Genomic DNA, 16,942 nt, shown 5'->3' with positions numbered 1-16,942 from the left:
TTTTGTGAATAATGGGTACTTATGAGGCGCCTGTAAAGGACAGGCGCCACCCGAGGAGAGAAATGGCCGCCCGACGCACGACCATGCTCTGCGCAGCGGGATTGGCGCTCACGCTGTTGAGCCCGGTCACCGCCCCTGTCGCTTCCGCCGCACCCGAATGCCCCGACGTGGAGGTCGTCTTCGCGCGCGGCACCGACGAACCCGCCGGGATCGGGAAGGTCGGCAAGGCCTTCGTCGACACCCTCAAACCGATGCTCGCCAAGGGCACCACCGTCAACGCATACGCCGTGAAGTACCCCGCCACCTGGGATTTCATGAAGGCGGCCGTCGGCGCCAACGATATGAGCAAGCGGGTGCAGACCATCGCCAGGCAGTGCCCGGACACCAAGATCGTGCTCGGCGGCTACTCACAGGGCGCCGCGGTGGTCGACGTCGTCGCGACCGCACCGATCGCCGGCCTCGGCTACACCGCACCACTGCCCGCGTCCGCGGTGCCGCACATCGCCTCGATCGTGGTGTTCGGCAACCCGTCGGCGCGCATCGGTAACCCACTGACCCGGATGAGCACGGTCTTCGGTTCGCGTACCGCCGACCTGTGCGCCCCGGCCGACCCCGTCTGCTCACTGGGCCGCAACTGGGACTCCCATGTCCGCTATCAGGAGTCGGGGTTGGTGAAGCTGGGTGCCGAGTGGGCCGCCAAGCTGATCAAGGCACCGAAGCCGGCAACGCCGGAGCAGGCCCGAGAACCGGATACAGCGAGTGCGTCCCGCGCAACCCCTTGAGCTCGACCTCGCGCGGTGAACCCAGCACAATGTCGTCGAGATCACCGACTGCGGCGGCCACCGGCGCACTGAGCAGGATTTCCCCGCCGTCGGCCTGACCCGCCACCCGCGCCGCCATCGCGACGTCCAGTCCGAACAGATCCTCGCCGCGCCGCACCGAGGTGCCCATGTGCACGCCGATGCGCACCCGGATGGCTTCCCAGCGCGCTGCGTCGGCCAATGCCGCCTGCACCTCGGCGCTGCACCGCACGGCGTTCTCCGGATCGGCGAAGGCGATCATGAAACCGTCACCCTGGTTCTTGACCACGTGCCCGCCGTGCTTGTCGACCCGCGACTGGACCAGCTTGTTGTGCTTGCCCAGCAGCCGCACCCAGGCCCGGTCCCCCATCGCCTCGTTGGCCTCCGTCGAGCCCTCGATATCGGAGAACACGATCACCACCCGGCCGTCGGCGGTCAACCGGGCCAGGTCCGGGCGCTCCACCTGCGCCCAGCCGGCCAGATCCTCGATCGAGTTGCGCACCGTGGCGCCCAACCCCTTGTTGATGATCATGTCGGCGGTCTGGAAGACCGTCTTGATCGCCATCGGCGCCACCCCGCGGCGGCGTCGCCGGCGCCGGTCCTCCTGCTCGGCCAGCAGCCCGGCGAGCTCGCGGCGCACCTTGCCGAGCTGGCGGCGGCTCACGATGAACAACACCAGGAAGGTGATCAGCGCCGCGGCGAGTAGACCGACGGCCGCGAGCAGGACGATCTCGGTGGTCGGCACGCCTTGATTATCGCCGCACCGGCGCCGTCAGTCCGGCAGGGAACTGCTGAGCCGTTCCGTGGCGGCCAGGTAGTCCTCGATGAACTCGAGCACGACATCACGGGCGGGCTTGACCTTGTTCATCAGTCCCACGCCCTGTCCGACGAAGTACGTCGACAACGCCCGCGCGCCCTCGTGCCCCTGATCGGCCAGCGCGTCGATGCGTCGGAGCACCGGCTCGGACAGCATGTTCTGCAGCGGCAGCGGAAGTGGCTGCTGCCCACCGGGATTGGGCGCCCACGCGTCGGTCCAGTCCGAACGCAGCTGGCGCGAGGGCTTGCCGGTGCGCCCGGCCGAGCGCACGGTGTCCCGCGAGCTCGCGGCCAGCATCTTGGTGACGGTGTGCGGTTCGGTCTCGGCTTCCTCGGTGGTCAGCCACACCGAACCGGTCCATGCACCCGCGGCGCCCAACGCGACGGCAGCGGCCATCTGCCGACCGGTGACGATGCCACCGGCGGCCAGCACGGGGACCGCATCCTCGATCGCGTCGATCACCTCCGGCACGACCACCAGCGTGCTCACCTCACCGCAGTGGCCGCCGGCCTCAGTACCCTGCGCCACGATCAGGTCGACCCCGGCGGCGACCTGCTTGACGGCGTGCTCCTTGGCGCCGACGAGCGCGGCGACCGGGATGCCCCGCTCGCGGCCGGCCTCGATCATGTAGTCCGGCGGCACACCGAGCGCATTGGCCATCATCTTGATGGGGTGGCTCATGGCCACCTCGAGCAGTTCCTTGCCGTTGCCACCGGAGAGCACGGGCTTTCCGGTGCGGACCTTGGCGTCGGGTTCGATGCCGTGGTCGGCCAGCAGCTTGTCCACGAATTCCCGATAGCTGTCCGGGATGCGGGCCGCCAGGTCGTCGCCCGACAGCGTCTCGCCCTTACCCTCGAACGTGGCGGGCACGATGATGTCGATGCCGTAGGGCCTGCCATTGACGTGCTGGTCGATCCAGGTGAGTTCCTGGTCGAGGCGCTCCGGCGAGTACGCCGCGCCGCCCAGCACGCCGAACCCGCCGGCATTGGTCACCGCGGCCACCACATCGCGACAGTGGCTGAAGGCGAACAGCGGGAAGTCGATGCCATAGCGTGCGCAGAAGTCCGACGCGGAAGTGGGAGCCATCCGCTCATTATCGACACCTGTCAAGTTTGTTCGGCACCGGGTCCCGGTTGCGCCACCCATAGTGTGGAGGGCATGCGCATCGGCCGACGGGAACTCGTGGCGCTGACGATCGGCGTGGTGTTGCTGGTCGCGGCGTTCGTGGTGCCCCACCTCGACCTCGGGATCGTCACCCCACTGATCAACAGCACACCGGAACGCATCCGGGATTTCGCCCAGACGGCGCCGTTGTTCGGTTGGTGGGACGCCCACGTCGGCTGGGGCACCATCGGGGCGCTGGCCATCGGCGCGGCGGCGGTGCTGTGGGGCCCGACATTGGCGGGCCGGCTGCGCTGGCCTGCCCTGCTGGCCGCGGCGTGGGCCACCTCGGCGCTGTGGGCGTTCTCGTTGGCCATGGTCGACGGCTGGGAGCGCGGCTTCGCGGGCCGGCTGACCGCCCGCCACGAGTATCTGCGCCAGGTGCCCGACATCACCGACATCCCCGAGGCATTGCGCACATTCTCGTCCAGAATCCTGGATTTCCAACCAGATTCATGGATCACCCACGTCTCGGGGCACCCGCCCGGCGCGCTGCTGACCTTCGTGTGGATGGACCGTATCGGGCTCGGTGGTGGCGCCTGGGCCGGGTTGCTGTGCCTGCTGGCCGGTTCCAGCGCGGCCGCCGCCATCCTGCTTGCCCTGCGTGCCGTGGCCGACGAGACGGTCGCGCGGCGGGCGGCCCCGTTCGTGGCCGTGGCGCCGACCGCCATCTGGATCGCGGTATCGGCCGACGGTTACTTCGCCGGCGTCGCGGCGTGGGGCATCGCCCTGCTGGCGTTGGCGGTACACGGCAGCGCACCTTGGCAACCGGCGGCCGGCGCCGCTGCGGGACTGCTGCTGGGCTGGGGCATCTTCCTCAACTACGGATTGGGACTGATGGCCGTGCCGGCAGTGGCGGTGCTGGTGACCGCGCCGAACTGGCGTGCCGCGCTGCGCACCCTGCTACCGGCCATCCTGGCCGCGCTGGCCGTCGTCGCGGTGTTCTACTCCGCCGGGTTCTGGTGGTTCGACGGGTACGTCCTGGTGCAGGAACGGTACTGGCAGGGCATCGCCAACGACCGGCCCTTCCAGTACTGGGGGTGGGCGAACTTCGCCTCGACGGTCTGCGCCATCGGACTGGGCAGCGTGGCCGGTCTCGGCCGGGTCCTCGACATCACGGCGTTGCGCGGCCGGTCGGGCGTGCACGTGTTGCTGACCGGGGCGCTGCTGTCGATCGTGCTGGCCGATCTGAGCATGCTCAGCAAGGCCGAGACCGAACGCATCTGGCTGCCGTTCACGGTCTGGTTGACCGCCGCCGCGGCGCTGCTGCCGGTGCGATCACACCGCTGGTGGCTGGCGCTCAACATCATCGGCGCGCTGGCCGTCAACCATCTGATCCTGACGAACTGGTAGCCGCCGCAACAGGTGGTAGACCGGCACGCTGAGCCAGACCACCGCCAGCGCGATCGCCAGCCCCAGCGGATAGTCGCGGTCCAGCACGCTCGGATTGTCCGGGCGCAGTCCCGGCCTGCCCAACACCGGGACCGCCAGCAGCAGGAGCACCACGCTGCACAGGGCGGCCACCGCAACCGGTGACCGCCATGAGACACCGAGCACCCGTGCACCGGCCCAGCCGGCTGCGGCGCACAGCGGCGCGAAGACGAGATCGTGCACCACCACCGCCACCACCGCCCAGATCAGGATGCGGGAGATGACCACGGGCGGATTGTCGGTCAGCAGCACGGCCCCGTATCCCGCCAGCACGACACCGAGCAACGCGAGCGCGACGCGGATGACCGTCATGGCAGTATCTCGATCCGTGACAGCCACTTCGTCTGCAGCACACCGGGTCTGCTGGGGGCGATCAACCGGCACGGATAGCCATGGTCGAGGTCCAGGGTCTGACCGTTGACCCGCAGGGCGATCAACGTCTTCCCGTCGCGGGCGTGCCGGGCCGGCAGCACGGTGCGCGAATACGGGCCTGGCGGCTCGAGTGAGATCATCCGCACATCGGAATCCGGTGCCGCACCGACCGTTGTCAGCAGCTCGGCCAGCACCACGCCGGTCCAGTCGGCGTCGGCACTCCAGCCCTCCACACACGCGATCGGCAGGCGGTGCGTCACCTGCGGCAAGGCCCGCAGCTCGTCGATGGTGAAGGACCGGGTCCGGGTGCCATCGCTGACGGTCAGCCGGTACTCCGGCGCGGTGGCCGCCGCGGTCACACCGGCGGCGACGGCCGAGCGGTTGACCGGAAGCCCTTGCGGCCCTTCGCCGGTACGCGGGGCGAGCACCGATACCCGGCGCAGCAGCGGCACCGACTGCCCGATGGTCACCACGGTCGCCGCGCCGACGGCCAGCCAGGTGGCGCGCAGTACGGTCCGTCGGGTCGGCCCGGGTGTGTCGCGCTCGTCGACGGTTTCGCCCAGCGCGCGGCGGATGACGGGCAGCTTCACCGCGATGTGCAGCAGCACCGCACCCACCGCGACGTAGGCCATGGCGTAATGGGCGGTGGGGAAGTAGAACCGGAAGGCATACCACTGCGCGATGTTCAGCAGTCCGGTGCTGAGCTCGAACAGGATCGCCGCGACCAGGACGAGGATCGATCCGCGTTCCAACAGCCGGACGGGCCCTCCCAGAATGGGCCGCTCGAACAGCTTGGGCCACACCGACCACAGCTTGACCACCACCAGCGGGATGGCTGCGATCCCGCTGGCGACGTGCAGTCCCTGGGTGAAGCGGTAAAGCCAGACCGGCCGGGTCGGCCAGATGAACCATGGCTGGGGATGCTGGATGAAGTGGCTGAGCAGGCCGGTGACAAAACACACCGCCACCGCCACCCCGAGAACAACGCCGACCCGCGCCGTGACGGCGGTGCCGCGCAACCTCATCACCGCACCAGGCTGACGACCACCCGGTCACCGATCGGGTGCACCGCCCGCAGCGTGAGTCCGACGTCGTCGGCGATGCGCGCCGCGCAGTCCAGTCCCACCGAAGCCCATTTGAACCACGGCCCGATCATGAGGGTGGATTCCAGGCGTACCCATTGCGATTTCACACCCGTTGTCGCCATGTCGAATTCGGCCAGACACTCCCCGCCGACGCACAGCAGTTCGCCCGCGCGCCGCAGTACCCGCCACGGGTCGCCGCCCAATCCCACGTTGCCGTCGGCCAGTAGTGCGGTCTGCCACCGTCCGGTCCCCGGCAGCGGCCCGAACAGGTCGCGGCACAGCGCGGGGACTCCGCTGCTGCGGGCCAATTCCACTGCCGTCGCTGACTTGTCGACTCCCAGGGCGGGCAGACCACGCTGCACCAACCCCACCAGCAACCGCCCCGGGCCGCAACCCAGATCGATGGTGGGACCCGAACACAGATCGACGATGGCGCGATCGAACGGCCGGTCGTCCTGTTCGCTCACCAGCCAGTCGTGCACCGGTAATCGGGTGATCTGCCCGTCCTCATGCCGGATCCAACATCGCTCGCCGTCGAGGGCCTGATCGTACAGTTGTCCGTGCATCTCAGACCCCGACCGCTCGGGTGGCCGCCGCGAATCTCGCCCCGGGCGGACAGCACCGCCGCACGGTGTCGATGTCCGCGACGGTGTCGACGTCTGCAAGCTCGGATACAAGTTCCACACTCAGTCCTGTGTGGCGCAAGGCGCCGAGCGTTACAGCGCCGGTGTCCGCCTGCGACATCGGCACGTCACGCAGACATCTGGCCCAGGCCGCCTCGCGCACGCCCAGCACCCACCAGCCACCGTCTGCGGCCAACCCCAGCACCGCGTCCGCTCTCGCCAACGCGTCCACACAATCGACGAGCAGCGGCGCGGTGACCTGCGGGGTGTCCATGCCGATCTGCACCACCGGTAGCCCGAACGCGGCGGCGTCCTCGTGTGCATGCACCAGCCGGTCGGCGAAATCGTCGCCCCGCTGGGCGATCACGGCAAAGTCAGCCAGTCGATCGACGATCTCGGCGGAACGGCAGGCGTGGCTGAGATCCCCGGTCATCGCGACCACGCGGTGTTGCACCGGTGCGGCCGCCACCGCGTCAAGAGTGTCCAACAGGGCCGCAGCGGCGATATCGGCGGCCGTCTCAGCACCCAGATCGGCGGCCAGCCGGGTCTTCGCCAGTCCGGGAATCGGCGCCTTGGCCACCACCAGAACGGTGGCCGGCAGCATCAGATCGCCCGCCAGAAGTCCAGTGCCGCAACGGCACTGCCCTTCACCGAGCCGCTGACCTTCGACTTGCCCCCGGTTCGTGGCCCATAGTCGACATCGCGCTCGACGACCCGCCAGTCGGCCTGCGCGGCGCGCACCAGCAACTCCAGCGGATAGCCGGAACGACGGTCGGTCACGCCGAGTCCGAGCAGGGCGTCGCGTCGCGCGACCCGCATCGGGGCGATGTCGTGCACCGGAAGCTTGTAGCGTTGGCGCAGCCGCCAGCACACCGCCGCCGTGCCCAGCCGTGCGTGCCACGGCCACTGCAGGCCGGGGGTGGGCCTGCGCCGCCCGATCGCCATGTCGGCGCCGCGGTCGAGTTCGGCCACCAGCTCCGGTAATTGGCCGGGATCCAGCGAACCGTCCCCGTCCAGAACGGCAACGATGGGCGTCTTCGCTGCCATAACACCTGCGTGAACCGCCGAGCCGTACCCCGGCCGGGACTCGCTCACCACCGTCGCGCCGTGCGCGCGAGCCACGCTCGCGGTGTCGTCCGTGCTGTTGTTGTCGACCACCAGCGCCGTATACCCACTCGGTGTGGCCCTCAACACTTCGGGCAGCGACTGCGCCTCGTTCAGACAGGGCAGCACCATCGTGACGAGCGTGGGGTCGATGTCGGGCATGTCACCGACGCTAGGCGGCTCTCGCGCCGCGCACCACCGGCTAATCCCGGAGCGGCGCGAAGGCGAACTCCCCGAGACCGTCGCGGGGATCCACCGCGGCCCGGAATCCCAGCAGCTCAGCGGCCCTGGCGGGATCGGCGACGATATGCCGGACATCACCGTTGCGGTACTGCCCGGTCACCACCGGCGGCGGCGCACCGCGCGCCTCGCTGAGCCGGGCGGCCACCTCCAGGATGGACACCGGTCGCCCCGAACTGACGTTGAAGGCCGCAAACCCGCCCAGGTCGGCCTCCACCGCGGCGACATTCGCCGCAGCGACATCGTCGACGTGCACGAAATCGCGCATCTGCCCGCCATCTTCGAACACCTTGGGCGCCCCGCCGGCCTCCAGCTGCGACCGGAAGATCGCGGCCACCCCGGAGTACGGGGTGTCGCGCGGCATGCCGGGCCCGTACACGTTGTGATAGCGCAGCGCCACCACCGATCCGCCGACGGAATCGTTGAACGCCAACGCGTAATGCTCCTGGGCGGTCTTGCTCGCCGCGTAGAGGCTGCGCGGTTTCAGCGGTGCGTCCTCGTCGACCAACCGCCACCGCAGCGGCTCCCCACCGATCGGGCAGCGGTGCTCGAACACGCCGTCGTCGAGGTCCGCCCGGGTGCGGGGCAGCGGCTCGACCTGGCCGTGTTCGGGGCAGTCGTAACCGCCCTGGCCGTAGACCACCATCGAGGAGGCCAGCACCAGCCGCGAGCACCCGGCGGCGAACATCTGCGCCAGCAGCACGGTGGTGCCGTAGTCGTTGTGGCTGCCGTAGGACGGGGCGTCGGCGGCGTTGACACCGGCGCCCACCACCGCGGCCTGATGGCACACCACGTCCACGCCGCTCAGCGCGCCCGCCACCGCGTCGGCGTCCCGGATGTCGAGTCGGCGGCAGTCCGCCGGCGGTTGGGCACCGTCGCGGTGGGCCGCGTCCAGCATCGCGTCGACGGCGACCACCTCGTGCCCGGCTGCCAGCAGCTGCGCCCAGATACGGCTGCCGATGAAACCGGCCGCGCCGGTCAGCAGCACCCTCACGGCAGTTCGAACGGCAAGGTCACGCCCTCATGCGCCAGGCAGTGCGTACAGGTGCGTTCGGCTGCCACACCGGCGATGGCCTCATGCACCAGTTGCTTGAACCCACCGATGTTGCGCTCGAACTCGGCGAACACGTCGACCGCGCGGACCCCGGCACCGGCCTCGACGCCGGCATCCAGGTCGGTCACCAATGCAATTGCGGCGTAACACATCTCGAGTTCCCGAGCGAGCACCGCCTCCGGATGGCCGGTCATGTTGATCAGGCTGAACCCCTGCCCGGCGTACCACTGGCTCTCCGCGCGGGTGGAGAACCGCGGTCCCTGCACCACCACCATGGTGCCGCCGTCGACCACGCCGGGTAGATCCGCGGCGGCGGCCCGCAGCGTCGGGCAGTACGGATCGGCGAAGCCGACATGGATGCCGCCGGAGTCGAAGAAGGTGTCGGGCCGGCCGCTGGTGCGGTCGACCAGCTGGTCGGGCACCACCATTGCCCCGGGGCCCAGCTCCGCGGTGAGGCTGCCCACCGCGCACGGGGCGAAGATGCGCCGCACGCCGAGCGCGCGCAGCGCCCACATGTTGGCCCGGTACGGCACGGTGTGCGGGGAGAACTCGTGAGAGAGTCCGTGCCGGGGCAGGAATGCGACCTCGTGACCGGCGACGGCACCGACCGTGATCGCCGCGCTGGGTTCGCCGTACGGGGTGTCCAGGTTGACGGCGCGGGCGTCGGCGCCGAAGAACGTGTAGAAACCGCTACCGCCGATGACGCCGATCACTCGTCGCGCTGACCGTCCAGTTCGGCGCGTTCGGCGGCCTGCCGGGCGGCATCACGGATCGCGAACGCGTCGGTGGCGAGCCCGCCGATGGCACCGGCGACGTCCTTGACGGCGGTCGTGATGATCGACGCGACCTCCCCCACCGTCGAGGCCACGGACTCCACGCCTTCCTGAAGCGCGTCCTTGGCGATTTCACTCTTGCTGAGTCGGTCAGTCATCTGATCAGTCTCATGCCGACTCCGCGATGTGACAAGGTGCGCCGCGTCACCGCTGTTCAGGACATGCAACGATGGCCCGCGTGGCTAGCTTCGCGCAGTGGGTGTCCGGCGCCCGCCCCCGCACCCTCCCCAACGCGATCGCACCGGTGATCGCCGGTACCGGCGCGGCCGCCTGGCTGGGCTCCGCGGTGTGGTGGAAGGCGCTGCTGGCGCTGGCAGTTTCGCTGGCGCTCATCATCGGGGTGAACTACGCCAACGACTACTCCGACGGCATCCGCGGTACCGACGACGTACGCAGCGGACCGATGCGCCTGGTCGGCTCCCGGGCGGCCTCACCGCGGGCAGTGCTCACGGCGGCGATCGTGAGCCTGGCCATCGGCGCATCGGCCGGCCTGGCGCTGGCCATCGTCAGCCAGCCGTGGCTGATCGCGGTCGGCGCCGTCTGCATCGCCGGGGCCTGGCTGTACACCGGGGGGTCGAAGCCGTACGGCTACCGCGGTCTCGGCGAGGTCGCGGTGTTCGTCTTCTTCGGACTGGTGGCCGTGCTGGGCACCCAGTACACCCAGGCGATGCGGGTCGACTGGGTGGGCCTGGCACTGGCCGTCGGCATCGGGTCGCTGTCCTCGGCGGTCCTGGTGGCCAACAACCTCCGAGACATCCCCACCGACACCGAGTCCGGGAAGATCACGCTGGCCGTGCGGCTCGGGGATGCCCGTACCCGGCTGTTGTTCCAAGCACTGGTCGCGGTGACCTTCGTGCTGACCCTGGTGCTGATGCTGGCCACCCCGTGGGCGGCCGCCGGATTCCTGGCGCTGCCGCTGGCCGTCCGCGCGGCGGCCCCGGTGCGTGGACGGCTCGGCGGCGCGGCGCTGATCCCGGTGCTGCAGTTCACCGGGCTGACGATGCTGGTGTGGTCGATGGCGGTCGCCGCGGCGCTCACGCTCGCGTAACGGAGGCGAATGAGACGTTTCTGCGCTCTCCCGAGGCCGCAGACCAAAAAAACGTCACTCTCACGCTCTCTCTGCGTCCGGGCGGCGCAAGGCGGTCAACCGGTTGGCCCGACGGACCGCCCAGAACACCACCAGTAGGGCCAGACCGAGCAGCGGGTAGCCCATCCCGATCCGCGCGACCGCCAGCCACCCGGTGTGACCGCCGTCGTAGAGCCATTGCTGGACAACAAATCTCGCGGCGAACAGCACCACGAAGGTCAGGGTGGCGACGTCGAAGGCCCGCAGCACCGCCTTGTCGGCGCGCCAGCTCGGGTCCGGCCCGCTGCTGCGCAACAGATTCCAGATCACCCCGACCACCGGGCGACGCATCAGCACCGACACGATGCACGCGGCCGCGCAGACCAGGCTGATCCAGATACCGGGCAGGAAGTAGTTCTCCGCCGAGCCGGTGAAGTATGCGATGCCGGCTGCGAGCGCGACACCGAGCAGTCCGGACACCGCAGGCTGGATCGGCTGGCCCCGCAGGCGGCGCACCACGATCAGCCCGACGCTGACCGCCAGGGCGCCGACGACGGCCGCGGTCAACCCCGCGATGGCATTGACGATGACGTAGGCGAAGGTCGGCACGCTGGCATAGACCAACCCCGAGATGCCGCCGACCCGCTCCAGGACGGTGGGTTCCCGCTCCTCGGTCGCGCATGCTTGTTCAGACATGAGCACATCGCACACTCGGACGTAGCGGCACAGTCAAGTCGGCGGCATGGGCATGATGGGTACGTGGCGTGGAGCACCCGGGAAATCGCCGACCTGGCCGGCACCAGCCTGCGGGCGGTGCGGCATTACCACCAGATCGGCCTGCTGGCCGAACCGGAACGACGGTCCAACGGCTACAAGCAGTACGGCGTCGCGCACCTGGTTCGCCTGGTTCGCATCAAGCGGCTGGTGGACCTGGGTTTCTCACTGCCTCAGATCGCGGCACTGGGCGACACCGACGAGCATCCCGAGCAGGCGTTGCGCGAGCTCGACGACGAGTTGGCGGCGACCATCGCGCGTCTGCAGCAGGTGCGCGACGAACTGGCCGAGATCCTGACCAACTCCGCGCCGACCGACCTGCCCGCCGAGTTCGCCGCGCCGACCGCGGCGGCCAAGATGACCGACGCGGACCGCAAGCTGGTGGTCGTGCTGAGTCGGGTGCTGGGCCCGCGCGGACGGCAGGCCTACGCCGACCTGATCGGCGACACCCGTGAGGATCCGGCCGCCACCGAGCTGGATGATCTGCCCGCCGACGCCGACGAGGCCACCCGCCGGGACCTCGCCGAGCGGCTGGCGCCCTACATCTGGCAGGTGCGGCAGGACCATCCCGCGCTCAGCGAGGCGCGCATCGACGCACCGCGCGGTGCCCGCTTCGCCGAGAAGGCCATCGGCGCCGCGATGGCTGATCTGTACAACCCCGCCCAGCTCGATGTGCTGCGTCGGGCCGGCGAGATCGTGGCGGCCCTACAGGCCGAGGGTGGGCAACGGTAACGGTGCGAGCCGGTAGGCCGGCGGTTCGCTGCCGTGCAGGTGCCGCACGAAGTAGTCCCAGGTGCGCCGCAGGAAATAGTGCTGGCGCCCGACCAGCGCGTGCTCGGCACCGGGAATGACGATCAGGTCGAAGTCCTTGTCCGCCTTGATCAAGGCGTCGGCCAGCCGCAGCGTCATGTAGGGGTGCGCGTTGTCGTCCAGTTCACCGTGGATGAGCAGCAGCTTGCCGCGCAGGTTCTCGGCCAGTGTCGCGTTCGAGATCGCCCGCCTGCCGTCGGCACTGACATCACCGTGGTAGTGCTCGGCCCACATCGCGAGATTCACACCGTTGTCGTGATTGCCGGAGGTCGCCACGGCCACGCTGTAGAAATCCGGGTACAGCAACACCGCGCGGGCGGCGGCGAACGCCCCTGCGGACTGACCGGTGATGCCGACGCGGGTGGTGTCCAGCCAGGGATACCGGTGCCCGAGTTGCCGGATGGCCGCCACATGGTCGTCGAGCGCCCCGGCATTGCCGAGGTCGCCGTAGGAGTGATCGTGAAAGGCCTTGCTGCGCCCCGCGGTCCCGCGCCCGTCGATCGCCACCACCGCGAACCCGAGCGCGGCGTAGGCCTCCGGTTCACCCTGGTGCATGGCGTCGAATGACGGTGCCGCCCGGTACACCTGCGGCCCCGGATAGCTGTGTTCGATGATCGGATAGCGGCGCTGCGGGTCGAAATCGTGTGGCCGCCAGAGCAGTCCGAAGATGGGAGTCGTCCCGTCGGCGGCCGTGGCGCGGAAGCGCTCCGGCGAACGCCAGCCCAGCTGCTCGAGGGCCTCGGTGCCCGGTGCCTCCAACTCGACGAGCACCGCGCCGTCCGGGCCGCGGACGACCGACCGGGTGGGCATGCGTACCGACGACGCCCGGTCCACGAAGTAACCCCCCTCCGGCGGGGCCACCGCGTCGTGATCGAGGGTGTCATCGGTCAACCGGGTGAAGCCGTTGCCGTCCAATCCGATTCGACAGACCTGCCGCAGATACGGGTCGTCGTCGACCAGCCCGTTCGCGACGAACCAGACCTGCCGGGCATCCTCGTCGACCCATAGCAGGCTGCGTACCAGCCACGGACCCTTCGTCACCTGGGTGACCTGGGCACCGTCGGCCGAGTAGAGGTACAGGTGGCCCCACCCGTCGCGTTGTGACCACCACAGCACCTCGCCGGTGCCCAGCACCCGCACCATGTGCGGATCACCCAGCAGCACCGTCGGGTCGACGCGGGTCCGGCCGACCTCGCTCACCAGCGTGGTCACCGCACCGGTCGCCGGGTCGAGGCGGCGCAGTTCCAAGGAGCGGGCATCGCGGGAGTGCTGCAGGAAATAGGCGTTCTGTCCTGACCACCAGGCATAGACCAGCGCCACGTTGTGCATGATCGGGGTGGGTTCGGTCTGCTGGCGTACCTGGGTCCGGTCGGCGATGTCGAGGACATTCCACGTCATCATCGCCACGGGCTCCTCGCCGGGCATGCTGTACCGGGTGCGGTGCTCCACCGGACGACCACCATCCGGCGGGCTGGATTCGATGAGCACCAGTTCGGGCACCTCGCGTTGATCGATGCGCTGCACCAGGATTCGGCTCGAATCCGGGGACCAGTGCAGGACCACCGGCGCGGGCAGGCCGAGCAACCGGAACAGTGAGCGCAGCCCGGTCGTCCCGGGCAGGCCGCCGTAGTCGAAGTGTGGTTCGGCGTCATCGGTGAGCGCGAACTCCTCGTCGCCGGCGCTCCGCCGGACCCAGATGTTGCCGTCGCGGCGGAACGCGACCCAGACGCCGTCCGGTGAGGGCACCTCTGCGGGCACCGGCGCCGGCGCGCCTGAGGGCCCCAGCGTCGCGCCGGCCCACTCCCAGCGCTCACCGAAGGCACCGAACACCACCGTGTCCGCATCGGTGATCTCCACCGCCGAGATCGGCAGATCGGCACCGGTGACCGCATGCCCCGATGCGACCGTCAGCGCCGCGGCCAGCGCGTCGTGGTCGAACGCGTCGCGCCGGCCCGCGCCGTGCGGGTCGACCGTGACGTAGCGGTTGCCCACCTGGTACCAGAAGCGTGCGCCGCCGCTGAGCCACTGCGGGTGCAGTGCGTTGCCGGGCACCTTGCGGGCCCGATACGGTGTGAGAAGTTGTTCGGCGCGGGCGTAGTCGGAGTCGGTCACGATCGTCGTCACGCCGACATGCAACACCCGGACGTAGCGGCATACTCAAGCCGCGACCGCCGCGGGCGGGTCTAGGGTTCCGGGTCCTCGCCGCGCAACCGGGCCTGCAGGCTCTGCTTGTCCTGGCGGCGACGCTCGTCGAACTCCGCGATGCTCAGGGTGGCGCGACGACGCAGCGGTGCGAACACCCAGATGCCGAGCGGCAGCGCCAACACGATGGCGAACAACACCGCGACCACGACCGGGAATTCGCGCAGCCCGACCAGATGTCCGGCACCGAGGATGACACCCGTCAGCACGGCCGCCAATGCCAGCCGTGCCAGCAGATAGGCTCCGACATCACGCAGCATCCGGGTACCCGGCCGAGATTCAGACACGGCCCGAGCCTACCGACGGGACGCGTATATTCGGAGTAAGGAGGTTTTCGTTGCAGTACTTACTCCTGGTCCTGTTGGTGGCCGGGCTCGCCTATCTGACATTCCGGATGCTGCGCGCATCGGCCAACCGTCCACGGCCCCGGGTGATCGGGCCCGATGACGATCCCGATTTCCTGCGGCGGCTACGCGACGGCGACAACCCGCGCTCCTAGGAGGCGGGAAATCCCGCGGCCACCACGGCCGCCAAGCGCAGCAGCGCATCCCGGGTGGCCGGCTTGAGCCGGTCCAGGCTGATCTCCGCGCCCTCCTCCAGATGCGGATCGAACGGCAACTGCAGCACCGCACGGCAGCGGCGCGCGAAGTGGTCGACGACCTTCTGCAGATCGACCTTGCCCGACCGGGGCCGTACCCCGTTCACCACCGCGACGGCGTTGCGGACCAGATCCTGATGACCGTGCGCGTCGAGCCAGTCCAGGGTTGCCGAGGCCGACCGCGCACCGTCGACCGACCCGGAACTGACCACGATCAAGGCGTCTGCCTTCGCCAGCACCGCGGCCATCGCCGAGTGCAGCATGCCTGTCCCGCAGTCGGTGAGCACCAGGCTGTAGTAGCGCTCCAACAGCTCGACGGTGCGGGCGTAGTCCTCGGAGCTGAACGCCTCGGAGACGGCCGGATCCGATTCCGACGCCAGCACTTCCAGCCGACTGGGCCCTTGCGAGGTGTAGCGCCGGACATCGCTGTAGCTGCTGATGCCCTCGGCGTCGCGCAGCAGATGGCGCACCGTCGCCGGGGTCTCCAGCGGGACCTTCTGACTGAGGGTGCCGCGGTCGGGGTTGGCGTCCACCGCGATGACGCGGTCACCCCGGGTGGAGGCGAAGGTGGCGCCCAGCGTCGCGGTCACGGTGGTCTTGCCGACGCCGCCTTTCAGTGACAGCACCGCGATCCGGTAGCAGCCGCGCAGGGGCCGGGAGGCCTGCTCCCGCAATGTCAGCTCGCTGGTGACCTTGGCGCCCTGGCCGAGGTTGATGAGCGTGAAGGACCCGAGGTAGAGCCAGCGCCGCCACCCACCGGCGGGCACCTGCTTGGGCTGGCCGAGCAACGCGACGGTGGACAGGTCCAGATACGGCGCGGGCAGCGGCACCGGACTGGTCTGCGGCGGCGCCGTCATGTCGTGCGCCGGCACCGGAGGCGCGACGGCGGGGAATCCGCGCGGAGGCGTCGGCGCGGTCCACTCCGGCGGCAGCTCCTGCGCCGGATCGACAAACCGTTGCTGATCTCTGAAGCTGAGCTCACCCCCGGACGTCATCGGTGTCAGCCCACTCCGGCGTACGAGTGCAGCCCGACGGTCACCAGGTTGATGAAGAACAGGTTGAAGACCATCGCGATGAAGCCGACGACGTTGATCCAGGCCGCCTTCTTGTCGCGCCACCCGGCGGTCGACCGGGCGTGGAGGTAGGCGGCGTAGACCACCCACGCGATGAACGACACGGTCTCCTTGGGGTCCCAGCCCCAGTACCGACCCCACGCCTCCTCGGCCCAGATGGCCCCGAAGATGACGCCGAACCCGAACACCGGGAACGCGAAGATGGTGGTGCGATAGGCGATCCGGTCGAGGACCTGCCCGTCGGGCAGCTTGCCGATGACCCGGCCCAGGCCGTTGTCCTTGTCGGCCAGCGGCGACATCTTGAGTAGGAACAGCAGGCTGGCGACGCCGGCGACCAGGAACACCCCGGAACCCAGACTCACCACCGAGACATGGATCGGCAGCCAGTAGGACTGCAGCGCGGGCATCACCGGGGCGGCGTGGGTGTAGAGCCACTTGCCCGACACCGTCAGCAGGATCAGCGTCGGCGCCAGCACGAACACCCACAGCACCCGGTACTGCGGTTTGCGCAGCACCACCGCGGCGGCGACCAGACCCGAGAAACAGGTCAGGTTGATGAACTCGTACATGTTGCCCCACGGCACCCGGGCCGTGGACAGCCCGCGCAGCACGATGCAGGCCGCGAGCAGGACGATGCCGGCATAGGACAGGGCCACTCCGGTGCGGCCGATGCGCTCGTCGACCGAGCGCGAACCGTCGTCGACGACAATGCCCGGGGTGTCGCTGGCCTGGCCCACACGGGCACCCACCAGCTCACGGGCCTCCACCTTGCGGCTACGGGCATAGGCGAGTTCGACGGCGAGCAGCAACAGCGCGAAGGTCAGCACCACCACCGACGAGGTGAACGCCCAGTCCGAATAGCGCGCCAGGTCGAGATCGATATCGGTGCTGTTCACGTG

Annotated in this window: 20 protein-coding genes; 5 read left to right on the top strand and 15 right to left on the bottom strand. The window is 69.5% G+C overall.

Annotated elements, in window-relative coordinates; all coding sequences use genetic code 11:
- The first annotated feature begins 62 nt into the window (after nucleotides 1-62).
- Entirely contained in the window at nucleotides 63-782 is a 720-nt protein-coding gene (locus tag BST17_RS02470) for a cutinase family protein (RefSeq protein WP_083055363.1), read from the top strand.
- Here the strand turns inward: BST17_RS02470 and BST17_RS02465 are convergent.
- Nucleotides 706-1,545 (bottom strand): adenylate/guanylate cyclase domain-containing protein, encoded by an 840-nt coding sequence (locus BST17_RS02465; RefSeq protein WP_083055362.1) that lies wholly within the window; start codon nucleotides 1,543-1,545, stop codon nucleotides 706-708. The genes BST17_RS02470 and BST17_RS02465 overlap by 77 nt on opposite strands.
- A gap of 27 nt (nucleotides 1,546-1,572) precedes the next feature.
- Nucleotides 1,573-2,703, bottom strand: coding sequence for a nitronate monooxygenase (locus BST17_RS02460; protein WP_083055361.1), 1,131 nt, complete (start codon nucleotides 2,701-2,703; stop codon nucleotides 1,573-1,575).
- Nucleotides 2,704-2,775: 72 nt separating this feature from the next.
- Between BST17_RS02460 and BST17_RS02455 the strand changes: the two genes are divergently transcribed.
- Nucleotides 2,776-4,131, top strand: coding sequence for a hypothetical protein (locus tag BST17_RS02455; protein ID WP_083055647.1), 1,356 nt, complete (start codon nucleotides 2,776-2,778; stop codon nucleotides 4,129-4,131).
- Here BST17_RS02455 and BST17_RS02450 read toward each other — a convergent pair.
- From BST17_RS02450 to BST17_RS02415, 8 genes are read right to left on the bottom strand one after another with little or no spacing between them, the layout of a single operon-like run.
- A complete protein-coding gene (locus BST17_RS02450) occupies nucleotides 4,057-4,521 on the bottom strand; it encodes a hypothetical protein (RefSeq protein WP_083055360.1) in 465 nt (154 codons plus the stop codon). The genes BST17_RS02455 and BST17_RS02450 overlap by 75 nt on opposite strands.
- Nucleotides 4,518-5,606 carry a molybdopterin-dependent oxidoreductase gene (locus BST17_RS02445; protein ID WP_083055359.1) on the bottom strand — a complete coding sequence of 363 codons (1,089 nt, stop codon included), beginning with the start codon at nucleotides 5,604-5,606 and terminating at the stop codon, nucleotides 4,518-4,520. Before BST17_RS02445 ends, BST17_RS02450 begins: the two co-directional genes overlap by 4 nt.
- Nucleotides 5,606-6,232 carry a class I SAM-dependent methyltransferase gene (locus BST17_RS02440; protein WP_083055358.1) on the bottom strand — a complete coding sequence of 209 codons (627 nt, stop codon included), beginning with the start codon at nucleotides 6,230-6,232 and terminating at the stop codon, nucleotides 5,606-5,608. The genes BST17_RS02445 and BST17_RS02440 overlap by 1 nt, the downstream gene beginning before the upstream one ends.
- 1 nt (nucleotide 6,233) lies before the next feature.
- Entirely contained in the window at nucleotides 6,234-6,893 is a 660-nt protein-coding gene (locus BST17_RS02435; RefSeq protein WP_083055357.1) for a TIGR04282 family arsenosugar biosynthesis glycosyltransferase, read from the bottom strand.
- Complete coding sequence (locus tag BST17_RS02430; protein ID WP_083055356.1) at nucleotides 6,893-7,555, bottom strand: glycosyltransferase family 2 protein; 663 nt, start codon at nucleotides 7,553-7,555, stop codon at nucleotides 6,893-6,895. Before BST17_RS02430 ends, BST17_RS02435 begins: the two co-directional genes overlap by 1 nt.
- A 40-nt stretch (nucleotides 7,556-7,595) precedes the next feature.
- A complete protein-coding gene (locus BST17_RS02425; RefSeq protein WP_083055355.1) occupies nucleotides 7,596-8,627 on the bottom strand; it encodes an NAD-dependent epimerase/dehydratase family protein in 1,032 nt (343 codons plus the stop codon).
- Nucleotides 8,624-9,400, bottom strand: coding sequence for an S-methyl-5'-thioadenosine phosphorylase (locus tag BST17_RS02420; protein WP_083055354.1), 777 nt, complete (start codon nucleotides 9,398-9,400; stop codon nucleotides 8,624-8,626). The genes BST17_RS02425 and BST17_RS02420 overlap by 4 nt, the downstream gene beginning before the upstream one ends.
- Complete coding sequence (locus tag BST17_RS02415; protein WP_083055353.1) at nucleotides 9,397-9,618, bottom strand: hypothetical protein; 222 nt, start codon at nucleotides 9,616-9,618, stop codon at nucleotides 9,397-9,399. The genes BST17_RS02420 and BST17_RS02415 overlap by 4 nt, the downstream gene beginning before the upstream one ends.
- An 80-nt stretch (nucleotides 9,619-9,698) precedes the next feature.
- On the opposite strand from BST17_RS02415, the gene BST17_RS02410 reads away from it, so the two are divergent.
- The gene (locus BST17_RS02410) at nucleotides 9,699-10,568 is read left to right on the top strand and encodes a 1,4-dihydroxy-2-naphthoate polyprenyltransferase (protein WP_083055646.1); all 870 of its coding nucleotides are present in this window, start codon (nucleotides 9,699-9,701) and stop codon (nucleotides 10,566-10,568) included.
- A 60-nt stretch (nucleotides 10,569-10,628) separates the two neighbouring features.
- Here the strand turns inward: BST17_RS02410 and BST17_RS02405 are convergent, their stop codons facing one another.
- On the bottom strand, nucleotides 10,629-11,282 hold the full coding sequence (locus tag BST17_RS02405) for a DUF3159 domain-containing protein (protein WP_083055645.1): 654 nt from the start codon (nucleotides 11,280-11,282) through the stop codon (nucleotides 10,629-10,631).
- A 63-nt stretch (nucleotides 11,283-11,345) separates the two neighbouring features.
- Between BST17_RS02405 and BST17_RS02400 the strand changes: the two genes are divergently transcribed.
- On the top strand, nucleotides 11,346-12,092 hold the full coding sequence (locus tag BST17_RS02400) for a helix-turn-helix domain-containing protein (protein WP_083055352.1): 747 nt from the start codon (nucleotides 11,346-11,348) through the stop codon (nucleotides 12,090-12,092).
- On the opposite strand, the gene BST17_RS02395 is transcribed toward BST17_RS02400, so the two are convergent.
- On the bottom strand, nucleotides 12,066-14,294 hold the full coding sequence (locus BST17_RS02395; protein ID WP_083055644.1) for a S9 family peptidase: 2,229 nt from the start codon (nucleotides 14,292-14,294) through the stop codon (nucleotides 12,066-12,068). The genes BST17_RS02400 and BST17_RS02395 overlap by 27 nt on opposite strands.
- A gap of 59 nt (nucleotides 14,295-14,353) precedes the next feature.
- Nucleotides 14,354-14,632 (bottom strand): DUF4229 domain-containing protein, encoded by a 279-nt coding sequence (locus tag BST17_RS02390; RefSeq protein WP_207573562.1) that lies wholly within the window; start codon nucleotides 14,630-14,632, stop codon nucleotides 14,354-14,356.
- 77 nt (nucleotides 14,633-14,709) lie between these two features.
- On the opposite strand from BST17_RS02390, the gene BST17_RS29165 reads away from it, so the two are divergent.
- The gene (locus tag BST17_RS29165) at nucleotides 14,710-14,871 is read left to right on the top strand and encodes a hypothetical protein (RefSeq protein WP_165762196.1); all 162 of its coding nucleotides are present in this window, start codon (nucleotides 14,710-14,712) and stop codon (nucleotides 14,869-14,871) included.
- Here the strand turns inward: BST17_RS29165 and BST17_RS02385 are convergent.
- A complete protein-coding gene (locus tag BST17_RS02385; RefSeq protein ID WP_083055350.1) occupies nucleotides 14,868-15,965 on the bottom strand; it encodes a MinD/ParA family ATP-binding protein in 1,098 nt (365 codons plus the stop codon). The two genes, BST17_RS29165 and BST17_RS02385, sit on opposite strands and share 4 nt — an antisense overlap.
- A 5-nt stretch (nucleotides 15,966-15,970) precedes the next feature.
- A complete protein-coding gene (gene ccsB, locus BST17_RS02380) occupies nucleotides 15,971-16,939 on the bottom strand; it encodes a c-type cytochrome biogenesis protein CcsB (protein ID WP_083055349.1) in 969 nt (322 codons plus the stop codon).
- Nucleotides 16,940-16,942: the final 3 nt, after the last annotated feature.

It is taken from the genome of Mycolicibacterium bacteremicum, assembly GCF_002086115.1.
GTDB classification, from domain to species: Bacteria; Actinomycetota; Actinomycetes; order Mycobacteriales; family Mycobacteriaceae; genus Mycobacterium; species Mycobacterium bacteremicum.
Note: the sequence above shows the minus strand (reverse complement) of the source record. Positions and strands in the feature narration are given on the sequence as shown.